We start from the raw sequence: 21,380 nt of genomic DNA, 5'->3' as shown, positions 1-21,380 counted from the left end.
AAGCGAAGCGCCATCAGGCACTGTGACACCTTTTGCCGGATGTGGCATAAACGTCTTATCCGGCCTACTTAACCCGCAAGGCAAACAGTGAGGAATCTATGTCCAAACTCGATCTAAATGCGCTGAACGAACTGTCGAAGGTAGATCGCATTCTGGCGCTGGCGGAAACTAACGCCGAGCTTGAAAAACTGGATGCTGAAGGCCGCGTCGCCTGGGCGCTGGATAATCTGCCCGGTGAATATGTGCTTTCTTCCAGCTTCGGCATTCAGGCGGCGGTGAGCCTGCATCTGGTGAATCAGGTTCGCCCGGATATTCCGGTGATCCTCACCGATACGGGTTATCTGTTCCCTGAAACCTACCGCTTTATTGACGAGTTAACGGACAAACTCAAGCTCAACCTGAAAGTGTACCGCGCTACCGAAAGCGCTGCCTGGCAGGAAGCACGCTACGGCAAACTGTGGGAGCAGGGCGTTGAAGGCATTGAAAAGTACAACGATATCAACAAAGTCGAACCGATGAACCGGGCGCTGAAAGAACTGAACGCACAAACGTGGTTTGCTGGCCTGCGCCGTGAACAATCCGGCAGTCGCGCTAATTTACCGGTGCTGGCAATTCAGCGTGGAGTATTTAAAGTGCTGCCGATTATCGACTGGGATAACCGAACTATTTATCAGTACCTGCAAAAACATGGCCTGAAATATCACCCATTATGGGACGAAGGATATTTATCGGTTGGTGATACCCATACAACCCGTAAATGGGAACCTGGTATGGCGGAAGAAGAAACGCGTTTCTTTGGCTTAAAAAGGGAATGTGGGCTGCACGAAGGGTAAATATTGCCGGATAAAATAAACGCCTCTGTCAGAAATGATGGGGGCGTTTTTATTTTGCGAGCCGCATTCCGGCATTTAAACGTGAATATAGCAGGGGAAATCAACAGTTATAGAATGGCGTCGGGTGCTTGAGGCTGTCTGGTGTTGAGCATTCGCGAGGTTCCAGATGGACAAAAGCCCCAGGCGATATATCTATCAACCTGAGGCTTACGTTCGAACCCAAACAATTCGAATGTTAGTCTCTTCTTTGCAGGGAGGCAAGACATGCTGACAAAATATGCCCTTGTGGCAATCATCGTACTGTGTTGTACAGTACTGGGATTCACGCTGATGGTAGGCGACTCGTTGTGTGAGTTGAGTATCAGAGAACGTGGTATGGAGTTTAAGGCAGTTCTCGCTTACGAACCGAAGAAGTAGCCACCACGCGGGGGTAAAACCCCGCGTATTGAATTGTGATGGTTTGGTCTCCTGCACCCTTTTTTTCATTTATATTGTTTTTGTGAATATTATGCCTGTGTTTATTATTTATATATATCACAGATGAAAATCATTGAATTATTCATAATGTAAATATTTTATTGAACGATATATATCACAGATAATTTTTAATATATGCGTAAATATCCTTTAAGTTTTACTGAAGGATAAAAACATTGTGACTTTCTTTGATTTCTGGGGAAAAACCCGACGTGGCGAGAAAGAGGGTGGCGACGATTATCACCTTCTTTGCTGGCATTCGCTGGATGTAGCCGCGATAGGCTATTTAATGGTCAAAAACAACTGTTTCGGGCTGGCTGACTATTTTCGTCAATTAGGTTTCGCTGACACGGATCAGGCAGCACAATTTTTCGCCTGGTTGTTGTGCTGGCACGATACTGGAAAATTTGCCCGCTCATTTCAGCAACTTTACCTGCACCCACAACTCAAGGTTCCGGAAGGCGCAAGAAAGAATTACGAAAAGATCTCTCATTCAACGCTGGGTTACTGGTTGTGGCATCATTATTTAATTGAATGTGAAGAGTTGCTTCCTTCATCTTCACTCTCTTTGCGCAAACTTAAACGGGTAATAGATATGTGGATGCCCGTGACGACCGGGCATCATGGTCGGCCTCCTGACCGTATCGATGAACTGGACAACTATCTGCCTGAAGACAAAGCTGCCGCACGAGATTTTCTCCTTGAAATCAAGGTACTGTTTCCGCTCATCGAGATCCCTACATTCTGGGATGATGACGAGGGCGTTGAACTTATAAAACATTTTTCCTGGTATATATCTGCAACCGTCATACTCGCAGACTGGACGGGATCGTCAACGCGGTTTTTTCCACGCGTCGCACACGTAATGGATATTAAAGATTACTGGCAGAAGGCTTTAGTTCAGGCTCAAAACGCATTAACCGTCTTTCCCCCAAAAGCAGAAAGCGCGCCTTTCACTGGAATTAATACGCTGTTTCCTTTTATTGAGCATCCGACACCGTTACAGCAAAAGGTGCTGGATCTGGATATCAGCCAGCCAGGACCACAGTTGTTTATTCTGGAAGATGTGACTGGCGCAGGTAAAACAGAAGCGGCGCTTATCCTGGCGCACAGGTTGATGTCTGCGGGTAACGCTCAGGGGCTGTTTGAACCGCCCCGGGTTTCCTGGAGAGTGTTTTATCTGTGAACTCAGGCTGCCAGATCATTGTTTCCGATGGAAGCATAATAAGCTTTTTCTGCTTCTGCCGGAGGAGTATGGCCCAGCCTTCCCAGCAATCGTCGATTGTTATACCAGTCCACCCACGTTAGTGTGGCCAGTTCCACTTCTGCACGGTTTTTCCAGCTCTTACGGTGTATTACCTCCGCTTTGTAAAGACCATTGATGCTCTCAGCCATCGCGTTGTCATACGAGTCGCCTGTACTCCCTGTTGATGCCAGTAATCCGGCTTCTTTTAGTCGCTCCGTATAGGCCAGTGACACATACTGAGAGCCTTTATCGCTGTGATGGATGGTGCCAGACGGACGACGGGCCCACAACGCCTGCTCCAGCGCATCCAGCACGAATGTCGTTTCCATAGACGATGAGACCCGCCACCCCACGATGTATCCGGCAAACACATCAATGATAAACGCCACATAGACGAAGCCCTGCCATGTGCTGACGTAAGTAAAATCAGCCACCCACAGCTGGTCAGGACGTTCTGCCACGAACTGACGGTTTACGCGGTCACCTGTGGCAACGGTTTTCCGGCTGACGGTAGTGCGGACCTTTTTACCCCGGAGAACACCGGCAAGTCCCATAACCGCCATGAGGCGCGCCACTGTACATCTGGCCACCCTGATTCCTTCCCGTAACAACTGACGCCAGACTTTACGCACACCGTACACCTGATGATTTTCATCGTATACGCGCTGTATCTCTCTCTTCAGCCAGTCATCGTGCTGCGCACGGGCACTGCGTTTATCCGGATGATGTCGCTGTTGCTGACAATGGTAATACGTTGACGGGGCAATATGCAGTTCGCTGCATACCGGTCCGACCCCGTACTGCTCACGCAGCTTATCCAGCAGTGGCATCATTTTTTCCAGAGGCGGTCGAACTCCGCCTTCGCAAAATAAGCGGAAGCCTGGCGAAGGATATCGTTACTGCGGCGCAGTTCACGATTTTCACGTTCCAGCTCTTTCAGACGCTGACGTTCAGCGCTGGTGAGCCCACCATCACCGCCCCCGGTATCCCGCTCATGCTGGCGAACCCAGACACGCAGAGTCTCCGGCGTACAGCCAATCTTTGGGGCAATGGAACAAATTGCCGCCCACTGTGAGTCATATTCATCCTGACTTTCCAGAACCATACGAATCGCCCGCTGACGGACTTCGGGGGAAAAACGAGTATTTTTAGTCATCCTGTTTACCTCTTTCTCAGGGAGTTTAGTCTCCAGGATTTCCGGGGCGGTTCAGTTTTTTGGTTTGCCGACAATGGCAACGGCCAATGCCATGTACGATAGGCTGGTAAAAACCTGGCTTGCTTTCTATTCGCCGGAATCCCGCCCCAGCCTGGTGCTGGCACACAGCGCTCGTTCGCTAATGGATCGCTTTAACGCATCGCTGTGGTCTGGTGATTTTGTGGGGTCAGAAGAACCGGATGAACAAGCGTTCAGTCAGGGATGTGCGGCCTGGTTTGCTGACAGTAACAAGAAGGCGTTGCTGGCTGAAATTGGCGTCGGCACGCTGGATCAGGCGATGATGGCGGTGATGCCGTTCAAACATAATAATCTGCGGCTTCTGGGGCTGAGTAACAAAATCCTGCTAGCCGATGAGATCCACGCCTGTGACGCTTATATGTCGTGCATTCTTGAAGGGCTGATCGAGCGGCAGGCGCGTGGCGGAAACAGCGTTATTTTGCTTTCTGCTACGTTGTCTCAACAGCAGCGTGACAAACTCGTCGCCGCCTTTGCGCGTGGTGCAGAGGGCCAGCAAGAAGCTCCGTTGCTGGAAAAAGATGATTATCCCTGGCTGACGCATGTCACGAAATCCGATGTGCATTCGCACCGGGTTGCGACGCGCAAAGACGTTGAGCGCAGCGTGAGTGTGGGTTGGCTTCATAGCGAACAAGAGTGTATTGCGCGTATCGAATCGGCGGTAAGCCAGGGGAAATGCATCGCCTGGATTCGGAATTCTGTCGATGACGCCATCCAGGTTCATCGTCAGTTACTTGCCCGCGGCGTCATTCCTGCTTCCAGCCTTTCACTTTTTCATAGCCGCTTTGCTTTTAGCGATCGCCAGCGAATTGAAACGGAGACGCTGGCACGCTTTGGTAAAGAAGACTGTTCACAGCGTGCCGGAAAAGTCCTCATTTGTACTCAAGTCCTGGAGCAGAGCGTTGACTGCGACCTGGACGAAATGATTTCCGACCTTGCCCCTGTTGATTTGCTGATCCAGCGAGCAGGGCGATTACAGCGACATATCCGCGATATTAATGGTCAGTTAAAGCGTGACGGTAAAGACGAGCGTCACCCTCCTGTATTGCTGATTCTGGCCCCCGTCTGGAACAACTCTCCGGGTGAAGAATGGTTTGGCAGTGCCATGCGTAACAGTGCATTTGTCTATCCCGATCATGGGCGAATCTGGTTGACGCAGCGTGTGCTGCGTGAACAAGGCGCGATTCAGATGCCACACTCAGCCCGGCTTCTGATTGAATCAGTCTACGGTGAGGACGTGGTAATGCCGGAAGGGTTTGCCCGCAGCGAGCAGGAGCAAGTGGGCAAATACTACTGCGATCGTTCAATGGCTAATAAGTTTGTGCTGAACTTCAGGCCCGGCTATGCCGCCAATATCAACGATTACCTTCCGGAAAAACTGTCGACACGTCTGGCTGAAGAGTCTGTTTCCCTGTGGCTGGCTAGCTGTATTGACGGTGTAGTGAAGCCTTATGCCACCGGTGCACACGCATGGGAAATGAGCGTTGTCAGAGTGCGCCGAAGCTGGTGGAAAAAACATCGGGATGAGTTTTCTTTACTGGAAGGGGATGCGTTCAGGCAGTGGTGCGTTGAACAGCGGCAAGATCCGGAGATGGCAAACGTGATTTTAGTCACCGATGACGAAAGTTGTGGATATTCGGCTACGGAGGGATTGATTGGCAAGGTTGGTTGATATGCCTGCGACAGGATTCTCTGAATAGTTGATACACAAAAAAGGATGGAAGGATGGATAACCGACCTGGGATGGTCTTTTTTACGAGAGGATGCGTATGAACTCGTTTTCACTTCTGACAACCCCGTGGTTGCCCGTTCGTTATAAAGACGGAACGACAGGCAAACTGGCGCCAGTCGATCTGGCGGATGAAAATGTTGTCGATATTGCTGCGCCGCGGGCAGATCTCCTGGGGGCGGCATGGCAGTTTTTGCTGGGACTACTACAAACCAGCTTCGCGCCCAAAAATTACGGTCGTTGGGATGATATCTGGGAAGACGGGCTGGAGGTTGAAAAGCTACGGGAAGCATTGCTGTCTTTAGAACACGCTTTCCAGTTTGGCCCAGATTCCCCTTCATTTATGCAGGATTTCGAGGCGCTTACGGGAGATAAAGTTCCGGTAGCTTCATTACTGCCTGAGATTCCCGGCGCTCAAACAACGAAGTTTAATAAAGACCACTTTATTAAGCGTGGTGTAACGGAATACCTGTGCCCACATTGTTCTGCGTTAGCTCTGTTCTCCCTACAGTTAAATGCGCCGTCAGGAGGCAAAGGCTACCGCACCGGTTTACGCGGCGGTGGGCCGATGACCACTCTGATTGAATTACAGGAATATCAGGGCAATCAACAAACACCCTTATGGCGCAAACTGTGGCTCAACGTGATGCCGCAGGATGAAGCCAACTTACCGCTACCCAAAAAATTTGACGATCTGGTTTTCCCCTGGCTTGGCCCGACGCGTACCAGTGAACTGGCCGGTGCGGTGGTGACTGATGATCAGGTCAACAAACTCCAGGCGTACTGGGGAATGCCTCGGCGTATACGTATTGATTTTAATACCACGACAGTCGGCAACTGCGATATTTGCGGTGAGCAGAGCGACGCGCTCCTGAGCCTGATGACGACCAAAAATTACGGTGCGAATTATGCCATGTGGCAGCATCCCTTAACGCCTTACCGTGTACCACTTAAAGAGGGCGGCGAGCTTTACTCGGTCAAGCCACAACCGGGCGGTTTAATCTGGCGCGACTGGTTAGGTCTTATCGAAACGGGTAAGTCAGAAAACAATACGGAACTTCCCGCGCTGGTGGTGAAACTCTTTAATCCCAGCAGTCTGAAACAGGCAAAAGTGGGCCTTTGGGGATTTGGCTATGATTTCGACAACATGAAAGCGCGCTGTTGGTACGAACACCATTTCCCGCTACTGCTCAATAAAAAAGAAGGCCAGATACCAAAGCTGCGGCTGGCTGCGCAAACGGCTTCACGGATTCTAAGTCTGTTACGGAGTGCATTGAAAGAAGCATGGTTCTCCGATCCAAAAGGTGCAAGGGGTGATTTCAGTTTTGTGGATATCGACTTCTGGAACAAAACTCAGCATCGCTTCCTGAGGTTAGTGCGCCAAATTGAAGAAGGTCAGGAGCCGGACGAATTACTCGGCAAATGGAATAAGGAGATTTGGTTATTCGCGCGTCAGGATTTTGACGAGCGGGTATTCACCAATCCTTATGAGCCCGTTGATTTGAAACGCGTCATGACCGCGCGCAAGAAATATTTTACAACATCGGCGGAGAAGCAAAGTGCTAAAGCCGCCAGGGAGAAAAAGCAGGAGGCTGCTGAATGAGTATTGTAAAAGAGGAGCACAAAGCCACGCTGCGCAAATGGCACGAGGAATTGCAGGAAAAACGCGGCAATCGTGCCAGTCTGCGGCGTAGTACGACGGTTAATGATGTTTGTTTGTCAGAAGGATTTCGTTCTCTGCTAATGCAGACCCACACGTTGTGGAAAGTTGAAGCGCAAGAGTGGCGTTTTACCGCACTGGCACTGGTCGCTGCAGTTAGCGCCAATGTAAAAGCCATTGATGAACGGCAGCCTTTTGCCGCGCAGCTGGCAGCAGTAATGTCAGAAGGGCGGTTTTCGCGCCTGTCGGCAGTAAAAACGCCGGATGATTTACTGCGCCAGTTACGTCGCGCGGTCAAATTATTAAACGGTTCCGTCAATCTTATCTCTTTGGCAGACGATATTTTCCGCTGGTGCCAGGAGAGTGACGATCTGCTCAACCATCACCGCCGCCAGCAGCGGCCAACAGAATTTATCCGTATCCGCTGGGCGCTGGAATATTACCAGGCTGGCGACGCCGATAACGAACAAAATTAATAAAGGACTATCTCATGACGACATTTATTCAGCTCCATTTGTTAACCGCTTACCCTGCAGCCAACCTTAACCGTGATGACACCGGTGCGCCGAAAACCGTGGTGCTGGGTGGAGCAACGCGTCTGCGCGTTTCCTCGCAAAGTCTGAAACGTGCGTGGCGCACTTCTGCACTTTTTGAACAGGCGCTGGCGGGCCATATTGGTATTCGTAGTGGGCGTATCACGCGCGAGGCAGCAACTATCATGATTGAGAAAGGAATCGAAGAAAAAAAAGCCATCGAATGGGCGGCAGATATTGCCGATTATCTTGGTAAAGCCAAAAAAGACAAAAAACCAAAAGATCCGCTCACTAACGCTGAAACTGAACAGCTCGTCCATATCAGCCCTGCAGAATTTGACGCCGTAAAAGCGCTGGCCCATCAACTGGCAGAAGAAAAGCGCGCGCCAAAAGAGGACGATCTCGCTTTGTTACGTAAAGATCGTATGGCGGTAGATATCGCCATGTTTGGTCGTATGCTGGCGAATAAACCCGAGTTTAATGTTGAAGCCGCCTGTCAGGTCGCGCACGCGTTTGGTGTCAGTGAAACGATTGTCGAAGATGATTTTTTCACCGCCGTTGATGATTTGCGCCAGGCCTCTGAAGATGCTGGTGCAGGGCATCTTGGTGAAACTGGGTTTGGTTCTGCGCTGTTCTACACCTATATCTGCATTGATAAAGATCTGCTGGTCGAAAACCTCGGCGGTGACGAAGCATTAGCTAATCAGACCCTGCGCGCCTTTACGGAAGCAGCGTTTAAAGTTTCCCCAACCGGTAAACAAAACAGCTTTGCCAGCCGTGCCTACGCCTCCTGGGCGCTGGCAGAAAAAGGCACCGAACAACCGCGTTCTCTGGCGGCGGCTTTCTATGAACCCATTAATGGCACACGTCAGTTAGATGTGGCAGTGCAGCGTATTACAACGCTTCGCGAAAACATGAATACGGTTTACGAACAGAAGACCGAATGCGCAAGTTTTGACGTGATGAACAAACAGGGAAGCATGAAGGACGTGCTGGACTTTATCTGCGCGTAAGGGGCGGCTTATGAGCCAATATCTGATTTTTCAGCTTCATGGGCCAATGGCATCCTGGGGCGTTGATGCACCCGGTGAGGTGCGTCATACCCATGAACTGCCTTCGCGTTCAGCATTGCTGGGGCTGCTGGCTGCCGGGTTAGGGATACGGCGTGATGACACCGAATGCTTAAACGCGTTTAATCGCCACTATTCACTGGTGGTTTGCGCCAGCCGTAACCCGCGCTGGGCACGGGATTATCACACGGTCCAGATGCCAAAAGAGGTGCGTAAAGCGCGTTATTTCAGCCGTCGCGAAGAGTTGAGCGACCCTGATCTTCTAAGCGCGATTATCTCCCGGCGCGACTACTACACCGATGCCTGGTGGATGGTGGCCGTGGCAACAACAGCTGATGCGCCTTACAGCCTCGAACAGTTGCAGGAAGGTTTACGCCATCCGGTTTTTCCGCTTTATCTGGGGCGAAAAAGCCATCCGCTGGCATTACCCCTTGCGCCGTTACTGCTCGAAGGCAACGCGTCTGATGCCTTACGTAACGCATACCAACAGTATCAGGATCGTTTCCACGAACTAAAAGTCTCACTCCCGAAACTTCAGGATGAATGCTGGTGGGAAGGGGAGCACGATGGCCTGGTCTCGAGCAAAATATTACGCCGCCGGGATGTTCCTTTAAATCGTCAGCAGTGGCTGTTTGGGGAACGCACCGTCAATCAGGGGCCGTGGCTCAGCAAGGAGGAACCATGTACCTCTCAAGAATAACCTTACATACCGGCCAGCTTTCGCCTGCGCAGTTACTGCATCTGGTGGATCGCGGTGAATATGTGATGCATCAGTGGCTGTGGGATCTTTTTCCTGGCGGCAAAGAAAGGCAATTTCTTTATCGTCGGGAAGAACTCCAGGGCGCGTTTCGCTTTTTTGTCCTGTCGCAGGAACGCCCGGAGGAAAGTGAAACGTTCACCATCGAATGCCGGTCATTTGCGCCGGAGCTGCGTACCGGACAATCCCTTTTTTTCAACCTGCGAGCGAATCCAACAGTCTGTAAAGCGGGTAAGCGCCACGATCTGCTGATGGAGGCGAAACGGCAGGTGAGGGGGCAGGCGGAAGGAAGAAATGTCTGGTTGCATCAACAACAGGCGGCGCTGGGCTGGCTGGCTGCGCAGGGAGAGAGAAGTGGTTTTACACTGCTGGATACCTCGGTCGATGCCTACCGACAACAGCAACTGCGGCGGGAAAATGCCCGGCAACTGATCCAGTTCAGTAGCGTGGATTATACGGGGATGCTGACGGTCACCGAGCCAGGGTTATTTCTGCAACGTCTCTGCCTGGGGTATGGCAAAAGCCGGGCGTTCGGCTGTGGTCTGATGTTAATCAAACCCGGAGCAGAGGCGTGACGTTTGTACCACTGAGTCCGATCCCGTTAAAAGATCGCACCTCCATGATCTTCCTCCAGTACGGTCAGATCGACGTACTGGACGGCGCTTTCGTGCTGATCGACAAAACAGGGATCCGCACGCATATTCCGGTGGGATCGGTCGCTTGCATAATGCTCGAACCAGGAACGAGAGTTTCCCACGCGGCGGTGCATCTGGCCGCCACGGTGGGGACACTGCTGGTCTGGGTTGGTGAAGCGGGCGTTCGCGTTTACTCCTCCGGACAACCCGGAGGGGCGCGGGCAGATAAATTACTCTACCAGGCAAAGCTGGCTTTAACGGAAGATCTACGGTTGAAGGTGGTGCGCAAAATGTATGAATTACGTTTTCGTGAACCACCGCCAGCTCGCCGTTCAGTGGAGCAGCTACGGGGAATTGAGGGAGCCCGAGTACGCCAGACCTATGCATTACTGGCGAAGCAATATGGTGTGAAATGGAATGGTCGCAACTACGATCCTAAAGACTGGGAAAAAGGCGATGTTGTGAATCGCTGCATCAGTGCTGCCACATCATGCCTGTACGGTATATCTGAAGCGGCGGTATTAGCCGCGGGATATGCGCCCGCTATTGGTTTTATCCATGGTGGCAAACCGCTTTCATTTGTTTATGACATAGCCGATATCATTAAATTTGATACGGTTGTGCCAAAGGCATTTGAAATAGCGGCGAGGCAACCCGCAGAACCAGATAAAGAAGTCAGGTTGGCCTGTCGCGATATTTTCCGTAGCACTAAGTTAACGGGCAAATTAATCCCGTTAATTGAGGAAGTCCTTGCCGCCGGTGAAATTGAACCACCACAACCCGCGCCGGATATGTTACCGCCAGCTATCCCGGAACCTGAAACGCTGGGTGATAGTGGTCACCGGGGGCGCAGCGGATGAGCATGGTCGTGGTTGTTACAGAAAATGTCCCGCCGCGCTTACGTGGACGGCTCGCGATCTGGCTACTGGAAGTGCGTGCTGGTGTTTATGTTGGTGATACATCCAAACGTATTCGGGAGATGATCTGGCAGCAAATCTCCCAACTGGCAGGTTGCGGAAATGTGGTCATGGCCTGGGCGACCAATACCGAGTCGGGTTTTGAATTTCAGACCTGGGGTGAAAACAGACGTATTCCGGTGGATTTGGATGGGTTACGGTTGGTTTCGTTTCTTCCTGTTGAGAATCAATAAGTTACCCGTTCTTTAAAAATAAGGAAATGTTTGAATTTAGTTGGTAGATTGTTGATGTGGAATAAAATTGTTTAAAAACAGATACGTATGCTTAGTGTGTTCCCCGCGCCAGCGGGGATAAACCGCCCGGTCGTAAGAAACGACGGTTGCGGGGAGCATGTTCCCCGCGCCAGCGGGGATAAACCGGACAGACCAGTGGCGGCGGGGTAAATAAATGAGTGTTCCCCGCGCCAGCGGGGATAAACCGAAAAATAGACTTTCCCGACTGGATCTGCAAATGTGTTCCCCGCGCCAGCGGGGATAAACCGGCTGCGCCGCCGACAATAAAAAATTGCTTTACGTGTTCCCCGCGCCAGCGGGGATAAACCGGGGCCGGATGGCTCCCTTTTTATGTATTTAACGTGTTCCCCGCGCCAGCGGGGATAAACCAGTTCACCGCCCTTCTCTACTACGCCCTGTAACGTGTTCCCCGCGCCAGCGGGGATAAACCGAGTGCCTGACGCACAAAAAACAGCGCAAACAGGTGTTCCCCGCGCCAGCGGGGATAAACCGCCAGCGTTCCCGATGCTCAATTGGGCTGGTACGTGTTCCCCGCGCCAGCGGGGATAAACCGTATCAGAGGCGTGAATAGTTTTGTGTTTTTGTGTGTTCCCCGCGCCAGCGGGGATAAACCGCTTTCCTGTTTGTGTTCCTGAATTCATATTTCGTGTTCCCCGCGCCAGCGGGGATAAACCGTACCACCTGTGTATTGAGTTACGTCGCCGGGGGTGTTCCCCGCGCCAGCGGGGATAAACCGGAGCTTCATCGGTGGTTCTGGGAGCAACGGGAGTGTTCCCCGCGCCAGCGGGGATAAACCGGCACAAGTGACTACATCAAGGATGGGGAATGGGTGTTCCCCGCGCCAGCGGGGATAAACCGCCGCTGTCTTTATCCAGAACGCGCACGCTACCGTGTTCCCCGCGCCAGCGGGGATAAACCGATCTATTGGCGGAAATAGCGCCCGGTGCTGAGGTGTTCCCCGCGCCAGCGGGGATAAACCGATCGATAAAGGGGCCGGTCAGACGATCAGCATGTGTTCCCCGCGCCAGCGGGGATAAACCGAACCCACCGGTGCTGTCGATAGTATTGGCTAAGTGTTCCCCGCGCCAGCGGGGATAAACCGGTCGGGCTGATATTCAAACAACGCGAGGAAATGTGTTTCCCGCGCCAGCGGGGATAAACCGCTCTCGGTTCTGGGGTACTGTTACCCATAACTGAGTTCCCCCGCGTCAGCGGGGGAACTCCCAGCTCCCATTTTCAAGCTCATCAAGACGCCTTCGCCAGTTCCTTCACCAGCGGTAGCATTATCCGCATAACGTCACGGCAGCGACGTTCTATTCTTCCAGGAAGCGCCTTATCAATATGCTGTTGATTATCAAGCCTTACATCATGCCAGCTATTTCCCGCCGGGAAGGCCGGTGTTTTTGCGCGTTGCTGATAACCATCCTTATTTCCAAGATTCCAGTTGGTCGCCTCCACCGAAAGTACCGCAATACCGGCTTTGTCGAAAACTTCTGCATCGTTACAACACCCAGTGCCTTTCGGATAGTTTTTATTCAAACCTGGATTTGTTGTCGCTGCAATCCCATGATTATGCGCAATTGCCAGCGCTCGATCACGGGTTAATTTCCTGACAGCCTCTGGTGTATTTACACCACTATTAAAATACAATTTATCGCCAACAATTAAGTTATCGAGATTAATCACCAGCAGCGTATTTTTCTTTTCAGTATCGCTCATGCGCTTGAGTAAATTCTCAGCGCCTAATTTCCCTTCTTCTTCTCCACTGGTTGCCACAAAACGAATACCATACTCGGTAGGCGTATTTTTCAGACGTTCAGCCAGTTCCAGCATGACACCTAAACCTGCGGCGTTATCATCCATTCCTTGTAATGTCAGCCCGCCGAGATTGGCATCGGCGTCGGCATCGCTCAGTGGAGCGTACGTATCAAGATGCGCCATAATAATGATCTGCTGCGGCGCTTTGCCTTCATGAGCGGCAATCACCGTACTTCCCGTCACGTTGTGCCAGTTTTTGCGGTTATCGCGGGCGGTGTAAATATATCGGCTATTAAATGTCCGAATATCACTGCGATAACCCATCTGTTGAAACTGTTGGCGAATATAATCGGCAGATAACATTTCTGCAGGAGTTCCGGTCATGCGTCCCGGAAAGAAAGTAGCAATATGTCGTGCCTGTGTATTAGCAAAATCACCAGGTTTAGGTGACGAGGCGTGTACGGGGAGAATAAAGCATACGCCGAGCGCCAGGGCAGCGGTACGGTGGCGCAATGCGGAAAACATAGTGAGTCCTTAAATACCATGCAAATTTTTTTACCGCCATAGTATGAAACTGCCGCTGCGCTAAAACAATTTCAAATCTTCCTAAACGCCCGAAATCCGGTGCCTTAAGCACTTTTTGATATTAGCTTTGCCAAATCGTTATTCCGTTAAGGAACTACTCATTCTAATTGGTAATTTCATTCGTTCTCTTACGCTCCCTATAGTCGAAACATCTGATGGCAAGAAAATAGCGGTATTGCAAAGGAACGGTTATGGATCAAAAACGACTTACTCACCTGCGGCAACTGGAGGCGGAAAGCATCCACATTATTCGCGAGGTGGCGGCAGAATTCTCAAATCCGGTGATGCTCTACTCTATCGGTAAAGATTCCAGCGTCATGCTGCATCTGGCGCGCAAGGCGTTTTATCCGGGTACGCTGCCTTTCCCTCTGCTGCATGTTGATACTGGCTGGAAATTCCGCGAGATGTATGAGTTTCGCGATCGTACGGCTAAAGCCTATGGCTGCGAGTTGCTGGTGCATAAAAACCCGGAAGGCGTGGCGATGGGGATTAATCCATTCGTACACGGCAGCGCAAAACATACCGATATTATGAAAACCGAAGGTTTGAAGCAGGCGTTGAACAAGTACGGTTTTGATGCCGCCTTCGGTGGCGCACGTCGTGACGAAGAGAAATCCCGCGCTAAGGAGCGAATCTACTCTTTCCGTGACCGCTTCCATCGCTGGGACCCGAAAAATCAGCGCCCGGAGCTGTGGCACAACTACAACGGGCAAATTAACAAAGGCGAAAGTATCCGCGTTTTCCCGCTCTCTAACTGGACCGAGCAGGATATCTGGCAATACATCTGGCTGGAAAATATCGACATTGTCCCGCTGTATCTCGCTGCTGAACGTCCGGTTCTGGAACGCGACGGTATGTTGATGATGATTGATGACAACCGTATCGACCTGCAACCGGGCGAAGTGATTAAAAAACGGATGGTGCGTTTCCGTACGCTGGGCTGCTGGCCGCTGACCGGCGCGGTGGAGTCAAATGCGCAAACACTACCGGAAATCATCGAAGAGATGCTGGTTTCCACCACCAGTGAACGTCAGGGGCGCGTGATTGACCGCGACCAGGCGGGATCCATGGAGCTGAAAAAACGTCAGGGGTATTTTTAAGATGAACACCGCACTTGCACAACAAATTGCCAATGAAGGCGGCGTTGAAGCCTGGATGATTGCGCAACAACATAAAAGCCTGCTGCGTTTTCTGACCTGTGGTAGCGTCGATGACGGCAAAAGTACCCTGATTGGTCGCCTGCTACACGATACCCGCCAAATCTACGAAGATCAGCTCTCATCGCTGCATAACGACAGTAAGCGTCACGGCACCCAGGGCGAAAAGCTGGATCTGGCACTGCTGGTGGACGGCCTGCAAGCTGAGCGCGAACAGGGCATCACTATTGATGTGGCCTACCGCTATTTCTCTACCGAGAAGCGTAAATTTATTATCGCCGACACCCCAGGGCACGAGCAGTACACCCGCAATATGGCGACTGGCGCATCGACATGCGAACTGGCGATCTTACTGATCGATGCCCGTAAAGGCGTGCTCGATCAAACGCGTCGTCACAGTTTTATCTCCACGCTGTTGGGTATCAAACATCTGATCGTGGCGATCAACAAAATGGATCTGGTGGATTACAGCGAAGAGACGTTCACCCGCATTCGTGAAGACTATCTGACCTTTGCCGAGCAGTTGCCGGGTAATCTGGATATTCGCTTTGTGCCGCTCTCCGCGCTGGAAGGCGACAACGTGGCTTCGCAAAGTGAAAGCATGCCGTGGTACAGCGGTCCGACACTACTCGAAGTACTGGAAACCGTGGAGATACAGCGAGTGGTGGATGCCCAGCCAATGCGCTTTCCGGTGCAGTACGTTAACCGCCCGAATCTTGATTTTCGCGGCTACGCCGGAACGCTGGCATCCGGTCGCGTGGAAGTCGGGCAACGAGTCAAAGTGCTGCCCTCTGGTGTGGAATCAAACGTCGCGCGGATCGTGACCTTTGATGGCGATCGCGAAGAAGCCTTTGCCGGAGAAGCGATCACCCTGGTGCTGACGGATGAGATCGACATCAGCCGTGGCGATCTGCTGCTGGCGGCAGACGAAGCGCTACCGGCAGTGCAGAGCGCGTCGGTGGATGTGGTGTGGATGGCGGAACAGCCGCTTTCCCCTGGACAAAGCTACGACATCAAAATTGCCGGTAAGAAGACGCGTGCCCGTGTTGATGGTATTCGCTATCAGGTTGATATCAATAACCTTACCCAACGCGAAGTTGAAAACCTGCCGCTGAACGGCATTGGTTTGGTGGATCTCACCTTTGACGAGCCACTGGTGTTAGATCGTTATCAGCAAAACCCGGTTACCGGTGGGCTGATTTTTATCGATCGCCTGAGTAATGTGACCGTAGGTGCCGGTATGGTGCACGAACCAGTTAGCCAGGCAACTGCTGCGCCATCTGAATTCAGTGCATTCGAACTGGAATTGAATGCCCTGGTTCGCCGCCATTTCCCGCACTGGGGTGCGCGCGATTTACTGGGAGATAAATAATGGCGCTGCATGACGAAAACGTCGTCTGGCATAGCCACCCAGTAACTCCGCAACAACGCGAACAGCACCACGGTCATCGTGGTGTTGTGCTGTGGTTTACCGGCCTCTCTGGTTCCGGTAAATCAACCGTCGCGGGGGCGCTGGAGGAGGCGTTACATAACCTTGGTGTCAGTACGTATTTGCTGGATGGCGACAACGTCCGCCACGGCTTATGCAGCGATCTCGGTTTTAGCGATGCCGATCGTAAAGAGAATATCCGTCGCGTCGGTGAAGTGGCGAATTTAATGGTTGAAGCTGGACTGGTGGTGCTGACCGCGTTTATCTCGCCCCACCGCGCCGAACGCCAGATGGTTCGCGAACGCGTAGGAGAAGGGCGTTTTATCGAAGTGTTTGTCGATACGCCGCTGGCGATTTGCGAGGCCCGCGATCCAAAAGGCTTATATAAGAAAGCACGTGCCGGTGAACTGCGTAACTTTACGGGAATAGATTCCGTTTACGAAGCACCTGAATTGGCAGAAATTCATCTCAATGGTGAACAATTAGTAACAAATTTGGTACAGCAATTATTAGATCTGTTGAGACAGAACGATATTATCAGATCCTGAGACACCACCGGGTTTCCATGCCCGGTCCGTCAAAGTTACAGGATCAAATATGCGTAATAGCCATAACATTACACTAACAAATAACGACAGCCTTACTGAGGATGAAGAAACCACATGGTCACTGCCTGGTGCCGTGGTCGGTTTTATCTCCTGGTTATTTGCGCTGGCGATGCCGATGTTGATTTATGGCTCTAACACGCTGTTCTTCTTTATCTACACCTGGCCTTTCTTTCTGGCACTGATGCCTGTCGCGGTGGTGGTGGGGATTGCGCTGCATTCATTGATGGACGGAAAGCTACGCTACAGTATTGTTTTCACCCTGGTGACAGTCGGCATTATGTTTGGCGCACTGTTTATGTGGCTACTGGGCTAATTTGTACTTTCCCGTCTCCTCTGTTCATAATTCAAACCGTAACGAATAATGAGATTATGTTCTGCACGCCCTGGGTATACGTAACAATGGACAAATGTGGTACATTTGCCCGCGTTGTCGCGGTATCCCCAACAGAGGATGTAGAGTCGTCTTCGGATGCATGGGATGATGATGCCGTTTTTCAGGGGGCAGGATGGGTAAACTAACGCTGCTGTTGCTGGCTATTCTGGTCTGGCTACAGTATTCGCTGTGGTTCGGTAAGAACGGTATACATGACTATACCCGCGTCAATGATGATGTGGCGGCACAGCAAGCTACAAACGCGAAACTTAAAGCGCGAAACGATCAACTTTTTGCCGAAATTGACGATCTCAATGGCGGCCAGGAGGCGCTCGAAGAGCGTGCGCGTAATGAACTCAGCATGACCAGGCCGGGCGAAACTTTTTATCGTCTGGTGCCTGACGCGTCGAAGCGCGCACAGTCTGCGGGGCAAAACAATCGATAAATCAGCCCAGGAATTAACATGGCAACCACTCATTTGGATGTTTGCGCCGTGGTTCCGGCGGCCGGATTTGGCCGTCGAATGCAAACGGAATGTCCTAAGCAATATCTCTCAATCGGTAATCAAACCATTCTTGAACACTCGGTGCATGCGCTGCTGGCGCATCCCCGGGTGACTCGTGTCGTCATTGCCATAAGTCCTGGCGATAGCCGCTTTGCACAACTTCCTCTGGCGAATCATCCGCAAATCACCGTTGTAGATGGCGGTAATGAGCGTGCCGATTCCGTGCTGGCAGGTCTGAAAGCCGCTGACGGCGCGCAGTGGGTATTGGTGCATGACGCCGCTCGTCCTTGTCTGCATCAGGATGACCTTGCGCGATTGTTGGCGTTGAGCGAAACCAGTCGCACAGGGGGGATCCTCGCCGTACCGGTGCGCGATACCATGAAACGTGCCGAACCTGGCAAAAATGCCATTGCTCATACCGTTGATCGCAACGGCTTATGGCACGCGCTGACGCCGCAATTTTTCCCTCGTGAGCTGTTACATGACTGTCTGACGCGCGCTTTAAATGAAGGTGCGACTATTACCGACGAAGCCTCGGCGCTGGAATATTGCGGATTCCATCCGCAGTTGGTCGAAGGCCGCGCGGATAACATTAAAGTCACGCGTCCGGAAGATTTGGCACTGGCCGAGTTTTACCTCACCCGAACCATCCATCAGGAGAATACATAATGCGAATTGGACACGGTTTTGACGTACACGCCTTTGGCGGTGAAGGCCCAATTATCATTGGTGGCGTACGCATTCCTTACGAAAAAGGGTTGCTGGCGCATTCTGATGGCGACGTGGCGTTACATGCACTGACCGATGCATTGCTTGGTGCAGCGGCGTTGGGGGATATCGGCAAGCTGTTCCCGGATACCGATCCATCATTTAAAGGGGCCGACAGCCGCGAATTGCTGCGCGAAGCTTGGCGTCGTATTCAGGCGAAGGGGTATACCCTCGGTAACGTCGATGTCACTATCATCGCTCAGGCACCGAAGATGTTGCCGCATATTCCACAAATGCGCGTGTTTATTGCCGAAGATCTCGGCTGCCATATGGATGATGTTAACGTGAAAGCCACTACTACGGAAAAATTAGGATTTACCGGGCGTGGGGAAGGGATTGCCTGTGAAGCGGTGGCGCTACTCATTAAGGCAACAAAATGATTGAGTTTGATAATCTCACTTACCTCCACGGTAAACCGCAAGGTACCGGGCTGCTGAAAGCCAATCCGGAAGACTTTGTGGTGGTGGAAGATTTGGGCTTTGAGCCTGATGGTGAAGGTGAGCATATTCTGGTTAGAATCCTCAAAAACGGCTGTAATACCCGTTTTGTGGCGGATGCACTGGCGAAATTCCTGAAAATTCATGCCCGTGAAGTCAGCTTCGCTGGGCAAAAAGACAAACATGCTGTTACGGAACAGTGGTTATGCGCTCGCGTGCCAGGCAAAGAGATGCCCGATCTCAGTGCTTTTCAACTGGAAGGTTGTCAGGTGCTGGAGTATGCGCGGCACAAGCGTAAGCTGCGTTTAGGGGCGCTGAAAGGTAACGCTTTTACCCTGGTTCTGCGCGAAGTGAGCAATCGTGATGACGTTGAACAACGTCTGATCGATATTTGCGTAAAAGGTGTACCGAACTACTTTGGTGCCCAACGTTTTGGGATTGGCGGTAGCAACTTGCAGGGTGCGCTGCGCTGGGCGCAAACCAATACTCCGGTGCGTGATCGCAATAAACGGAGTTTTTGGTTGTCGGCAGCCCGCAGTGCGTTGTTTAATCAGATTGTTGCTGAGCGCCTCAAAAAAGCAGACGTTAATCAAGTTGTTGACGGCGATGCGCTACAATTAGCCGGACGTGGCAGCTGGTTTGTTGCCTCCAATGAAGAACTGGCGGAATTACAGCGTCGCGTCAACGATAAAGAGCTGATGATTACTGCTGCATTGCCGGGCAGTGGCGAATGGGGAACTCAGCGTGAAGCGCTGGCATTCGAACAAGCAGCTGTCGCCGAAGAAACTGAATTACAAGCCTTACTGGTGCGCGAAAAAGTTGAAGCCGCGCGCAGAGCGATGCTGCTGTATCCGCAACAATTAAGCTGGAACTGGTGGGATGACGTCACCGTAGAAATCCGTTTCTGGCTTCCGGCAGGCAGTTTTGCGACCAGCGTTGTCAGGGAACTTATCAACACAACAGGTGATTATGCGCATATTGCTGAGTAATGATGACGGGGTACATGCACCCGGTATACAAACGCTGGCGAAAGCCTTGCGTGAGTTTGCTGACGTTCAGGTGGTCGCCCCCGATCGTAACCGCAGCGGCGCTTCAAATTCTCTGACACTGGAATCCTCCTTGCGCACGTTTACCTTTGAAAATGGTGATATTGCTGTGCAAATGGGAACCCCGACCGATTGCGTCTATCTTGGCGTGAATGCTCTGATGCGTCCGCGCCCGGACATTGTTGTGTCGGGGATTAACGCCGGGCCGAATCTGGGGGATGATGTTATCTATTCCGGTACGGTAGCCGCCGCGATGGAGGGCCGTCATTTAGGCTTTCCGGCGCTTGCTGTCTCGCTTGACGGGCATAAACATTACGACACTGCCGCGGCGGTAACCTGTTCCATTTTGCGAGCTCTGTGTAAAGAGCCGTTGCGCACCGGGCGTATTCTCAATATTAACGTACCGGATTTACCGTTGGATCAAATCAAAGGTATTCGCGTGACGCGCTGCGGTACCCGACATCCGGCAGATCAGGTGATCCCGCAGCAAGATCCGCGCGGCAATACGCTGTACTGGATTGGCCCGCCGGGTGGTAAGTGCGATGCCGGTCCGGGGACCGATTTTGCTGCGGTCGATGAGGGCTATGTCTCTATCACGCCGCTGCATGTGGATTTAACTGCGCATAGCGCGCAAGATGTGGTTTCAGACTGGTTAAACAGCGTGGGAGTTGGCACGCAATGGTAAGCAGACGCGTACAAGCACTTCTGGATCAATTACGTGCGCAAGGTATTCAGGATGAGCAGGTGCTGAATGCACTTGCCGCCGTGCCGCGTGAAAAATTCGTTGATGAAGCGTTTGAACAAAAAGCCTGGGACAATATCGCCTTGCCGATAGGTCAGGGGCAGACAATTTCGCAGCCGTATATGGTGGCGCGAATGACCGAATTACTCGAGCTGACGCCGCAGTCGCGGGTGCTGGAAATTGGCACCGGTTCGGGATATCAAACGGCAATTCTGGCGCATCTTGTTCAGCATGTTTGCTCGGTTGAACGTATTAAAGGCTTGCAGTGGCAGGCGCGTCGCCGCCTGAAAAACCTTGATTTACATAATGTTTCAACCCGTCATGGCGATGGATGGCAAGGTTGGCAGGCACGTGCGCCGTTTGACGCTATCATTGTTACGGCGGCACCGCCGGAAATTCCAACTGCGCTAATGACGCAGCTGGACGAAGGCGGGATTCTCGTCTTACCCGTAGGGGAGGAGCACCAGTATTTGAAACGGGTGCGTCGTCGGGGAGGCGAATTTATTATCGATACCGTGGAGGCCGTGCGCTTTGTCCCTTTAGTGAAGGGTGAGCTGGCTTAAAACGTGAGGAAATACCTGGATTTTTCCT

General features: G+C 51.9%; 21 protein-coding genes, 2 pseudogenes, 1 CRISPR repeat array and 1 other annotated feature. Of the genes and pseudogenes, 21 read left to right on the top strand and 2 right to left on the bottom strand.

All coding sequences use genetic code 11. The annotated features are described in order from the left end of the window. The first annotated feature begins 98 nt into the window (after positions 1-98). The 3 genes and pseudogenes from cysH to QUF14_RS17585 all read left to right on the top strand — a co-directional run. On the top strand, positions 99-833 hold the full coding sequence (gene cysH, locus QUF14_RS17595) for a phosphoadenosine phosphosulfate reductase (protein WP_000039873.1): 735 nt from the start codon (positions 99-101) through the stop codon (positions 831-833). A 264-nt stretch (positions 834-1,097) separates the two neighbouring features. Continuing rightward, positions 1,098-1,250, top strand: coding sequence for a Hok/Gef family protein (locus QUF14_RS17590; protein ID WP_000956457.1), 153 nt, complete (start codon positions 1,098-1,100; stop codon positions 1,248-1,250). Positions 1,251-1,445: 195 nt separating this feature from the next. Then, positions 1,446-2,457 (top strand): annotated as a pseudogene (locus tag QUF14_RS17585) (CRISPR-associated endonuclease Cas3''); the annotation flags it as partial. 41 nt (positions 2,458-2,498) lie between these two features. Here the strand turns inward: QUF14_RS17585 and QUF14_RS17580 are convergent. Continuing rightward, positions 2,499-3,712 (bottom strand): IS3 family transposase gene (locus QUF14_RS17580; protein WP_371829233.1). Its coding sequence is split into 2 segments (ribosomal slippage): positions 2,499-3,424 and positions 3,424-3,712, totalling 1,215 coding nucleotides; the frame shifts between segments, so codons are not numbered across the junction. Next, positions 3,315-3,431: a sequence feature (AL1L pseudoknot), on the bottom strand. It overlaps the preceding gene by 117 nt. A gap of 55 nt (positions 3,713-3,767) precedes the next feature. Here QUF14_RS17580 and cas3 point away from each other — a divergent pair. The 8 genes and pseudogenes from cas3 to cas2e form a co-directional block, all read left to right on the top strand. Then, a pseudogene (gene cas3 / locus QUF14_RS17575) lies at positions 3,768-5,459 on the top strand (CRISPR-associated helicase Cas3'); the annotation flags it as partial. 97 nt (positions 5,460-5,556) lie between these two features. After that, on the top strand, positions 5,557-7,119 hold the full coding sequence (casA, locus tag QUF14_RS17570) for a type I-E CRISPR-associated protein Cse1/CasA (protein WP_100733709.1): 1,563 nt from the start codon (positions 5,557-5,559) through the stop codon (positions 7,117-7,119). Then, complete coding sequence (gene casB, locus QUF14_RS17565; RefSeq protein WP_000029337.1) at positions 7,116-7,652, top strand: type I-E CRISPR-associated protein Cse2/CasB; 537 nt, start codon at positions 7,116-7,118, stop codon at positions 7,650-7,652. Before casA ends, casB begins: the two co-directional genes overlap by 4 nt. Positions 7,653-7,666: 14 nt before the next feature. Continuing rightward, a complete protein-coding gene (cas7e, locus tag QUF14_RS17560; RefSeq protein ID WP_100733708.1) occupies positions 7,667-8,722 on the top strand; it encodes a type I-E CRISPR-associated protein Cas7/Cse4/CasC in 1,056 nt (351 codons plus the stop codon). Between the two features lie 10 nt (positions 8,723-8,732). Further along, complete coding sequence (gene cas5e, locus QUF14_RS17555; RefSeq protein WP_000085043.1) at positions 8,733-9,479, top strand: type I-E CRISPR-associated protein Cas5/CasD; 747 nt, start codon at positions 8,733-8,735, stop codon at positions 9,477-9,479. Next, on the top strand, positions 9,461-10,111 hold the full coding sequence (gene cas6e, locus QUF14_RS17550) for a type I-E CRISPR-associated protein Cas6/Cse3/CasE (RefSeq protein WP_000281466.1): 651 nt from the start codon (positions 9,461-9,463) through the stop codon (positions 10,109-10,111). The genes cas5e and cas6e overlap by 19 nt, the downstream gene beginning before the upstream one ends. Further along, positions 10,108-11,031 carry a type I-E CRISPR-associated endonuclease Cas1e gene (gene cas1e / locus QUF14_RS17545; protein WP_000144850.1) on the top strand — a complete coding sequence of 308 codons (924 nt, stop codon included), beginning with the start codon at positions 10,108-10,110 and terminating at the stop codon, positions 11,029-11,031. Before cas6e ends, cas1e begins: the two co-directional genes overlap by 4 nt. Then, positions 11,028-11,321, top strand: a complete 294-nt coding sequence (gene cas2e, locus QUF14_RS17540; protein ID WP_000063171.1) for a type I-E CRISPR-associated endoribonuclease Cas2e — start codon at positions 11,028-11,030, stop codon at positions 11,319-11,321. The genes cas1e and cas2e overlap by 4 nt, the downstream gene beginning before the upstream one ends. 96 nt (positions 11,322-11,417) lie before the next feature. Further along, a CRISPR array of direct repeats spans positions 11,418-12,544; the repeat unit is 29 nt; unit sequence GTGTTCCCCGCGCCAGCGGGGATAAACCG. Between the two features lie 82 nt (positions 12,545-12,626). Here cas2e and iap read toward each other — a convergent pair. Beyond that, entirely contained in the window at positions 12,627-13,664 is a 1,038-nt protein-coding gene (gene iap, locus QUF14_RS17535; RefSeq protein ID WP_000490406.1) for an alkaline phosphatase isozyme conversion aminopeptidase, read from the bottom strand. A 251-nt stretch (positions 13,665-13,915) separates the two neighbouring features. On the opposite strand from iap, the gene cysD reads away from it, so the two are divergent. The 10 genes from cysD (at position 13,916) to pcm (ending at position 21,352) form a co-directional block, all read left to right on the top strand. Next, positions 13,916-14,824: a sulfate adenylyltransferase subunit CysD gene (gene cysD / locus QUF14_RS17530; RefSeq protein WP_000372392.1), complete on the top strand. Its 909-nt coding sequence runs from the start codon at positions 13,916-13,918 to the stop codon at positions 14,822-14,824. 1 nt (position 14,825) lies between these two features. Then, positions 14,826-16,253 carry a sulfate adenylyltransferase subunit CysN gene (cysN, locus tag QUF14_RS17525; protein WP_001090338.1) on the top strand — a complete coding sequence of 476 codons (1,428 nt, stop codon included), beginning with the start codon at positions 14,826-14,828 and terminating at the stop codon, positions 16,251-16,253. Then, positions 16,253-16,858, top strand: a complete 606-nt coding sequence (gene cysC, locus QUF14_RS17520) for an adenylyl-sulfate kinase (RefSeq protein WP_001173654.1) — start codon at positions 16,253-16,255, stop codon at positions 16,856-16,858. The genes cysN and cysC overlap by 1 nt, the downstream gene beginning before the upstream one ends. 49 nt (positions 16,859-16,907) lie before the next feature. Beyond that, complete coding sequence (locus QUF14_RS17515) at positions 16,908-17,231, top strand: DUF3561 family protein (protein ID WP_001246104.1); 324 nt, start codon at positions 16,908-16,910, stop codon at positions 17,229-17,231. Between the two features lie 193 nt (positions 17,232-17,424). Continuing rightward, positions 17,425-17,736: a cell division protein FtsB gene (gene ftsB / locus QUF14_RS17510; RefSeq protein WP_000517476.1), complete on the top strand. Its 312-nt coding sequence runs from the start codon at positions 17,425-17,427 to the stop codon at positions 17,734-17,736. 18 nt (positions 17,737-17,754) lie between these two features. Further along, entirely contained in the window at positions 17,755-18,465 is a 711-nt protein-coding gene (gene ispD, locus QUF14_RS17505) for a 2-C-methyl-D-erythritol 4-phosphate cytidylyltransferase (RefSeq protein ID WP_000246156.1), read from the top strand. Further along, positions 18,465-18,944, top strand: coding sequence for a 2-C-methyl-D-erythritol 2,4-cyclodiphosphate synthase (gene ispF, locus QUF14_RS17500; RefSeq protein ID WP_001219246.1), 480 nt, complete (start codon positions 18,465-18,467; stop codon positions 18,942-18,944). Before ispD ends, ispF begins: the two co-directional genes overlap by 1 nt. After that, a complete protein-coding gene (gene truD / locus QUF14_RS17495; protein WP_000568917.1) occupies positions 18,941-19,990 on the top strand; it encodes a tRNA pseudouridine(13) synthase TruD in 1,050 nt (349 codons plus the stop codon). The genes ispF and truD overlap by 4 nt, the downstream gene beginning before the upstream one ends. Next, entirely contained in the window at positions 19,971-20,732 is a 762-nt protein-coding gene (gene surE, locus QUF14_RS17490; RefSeq protein ID WP_001295182.1) for a 5'/3'-nucleotidase SurE, read from the top strand. The genes truD and surE overlap by 20 nt, the downstream gene beginning before the upstream one ends. Further along, complete coding sequence (gene pcm, locus QUF14_RS17485; protein ID WP_000254708.1) at positions 20,726-21,352, top strand: protein-L-isoaspartate O-methyltransferase; 627 nt, start codon at positions 20,726-20,728, stop codon at positions 21,350-21,352. The genes surE and pcm overlap by 7 nt, the downstream gene beginning before the upstream one ends. The last annotated feature ends 28 nt before the right edge of the window (positions 21,353-21,380 follow it).

The sequence above is a fragment of the Escherichia sp. HH091_1A genome, from assembly GCF_030295175.1.
Classification (GTDB): domain Bacteria; phylum Pseudomonadota; class Gammaproteobacteria; order Enterobacterales; family Enterobacteriaceae; genus Escherichia; species Escherichia coli_F.
This window is presented reverse-complemented; position numbering and strand designations above follow the sequence as displayed.

Coding starts and splice junctions, on each gene's coding strand:
- cas5e (WP_000085043.1), top strand. CDS start 8,733: ATGAGCCAATATCTGATTTTTCAGCTTCATGGGCCAATGGCATCCTGG.
- cysH (WP_000039873.1), top strand. CDS start 99: ATGTCCAAACTCGATCTAAATGCGCTGAACGAACTGTCGAAGGTAGAT.
- cysD (WP_000372392.1), top strand. CDS start 13,916: ATGGATCAAAAACGACTTACTCACCTGCGGCAACTGGAGGCGGAAAGC.
- cysN (WP_001090338.1), top strand. CDS start 14,826: ATGAACACCGCACTTGCACAACAAATTGCCAATGAAGGCGGCGTTGAA.
- pcm (WP_000254708.1), top strand. CDS start 20,726: ATGGTAAGCAGACGCGTACAAGCACTTCTGGATCAATTACGTGCGCAA.
- cas2e (WP_000063171.1), top strand. CDS start 11,028: ATGAGCATGGTCGTGGTTGTTACAGAAAATGTCCCGCCGCGCTTACGT.
- casB (WP_000029337.1), top strand. CDS start 7,116: ATGAGTATTGTAAAAGAGGAGCACAAAGCCACGCTGCGCAAATGGCAC.
- iap (WP_000490406.1), bottom strand. CDS start 13,664: ATGTTTTCCGCATTGCGCCACCGTACCGCTGCCCTGGCGCTCGGCGTA.
- QUF14_RS17515 (WP_001246104.1), top strand. CDS start 16,908: ATGCGTAATAGCCATAACATTACACTAACAAATAACGACAGCCTTACT.
- casA (WP_100733709.1), top strand. CDS start 5,557: ATGAACTCGTTTTCACTTCTGACAACCCCGTGGTTGCCCGTTCGTTAT.
- cysC (WP_001173654.1), top strand. CDS start 16,253: ATGGCGCTGCATGACGAAAACGTCGTCTGGCATAGCCACCCAGTAACT.
- ispD (WP_000246156.1), top strand. CDS start 17,755: ATGGCAACCACTCATTTGGATGTTTGCGCCGTGGTTCCGGCGGCCGGA.
- truD (WP_000568917.1), top strand. CDS start 18,941: ATGATTGAGTTTGATAATCTCACTTACCTCCACGGTAAACCGCAAGGT.
- cas6e (WP_000281466.1), top strand. CDS start 9,461: ATGTACCTCTCAAGAATAACCTTACATACCGGCCAGCTTTCGCCTGCG.
- ispF (WP_001219246.1), top strand. CDS start 18,465: ATGCGAATTGGACACGGTTTTGACGTACACGCCTTTGGCGGTGAAGGC.
- QUF14_RS17590 (WP_000956457.1), top strand. CDS start 1,098: ATGCTGACAAAATATGCCCTTGTGGCAATCATCGTACTGTGTTGTACA.
- ftsB (WP_000517476.1), top strand. CDS start 17,425: ATGGGTAAACTAACGCTGCTGTTGCTGGCTATTCTGGTCTGGCTACAG.
- cas7e (WP_100733708.1), top strand. CDS start 7,667: ATGACGACATTTATTCAGCTCCATTTGTTAACCGCTTACCCTGCAGCC.
- surE (WP_001295182.1), top strand. CDS start 19,971: ATGCGCATATTGCTGAGTAATGATGACGGGGTACATGCACCCGGTATA.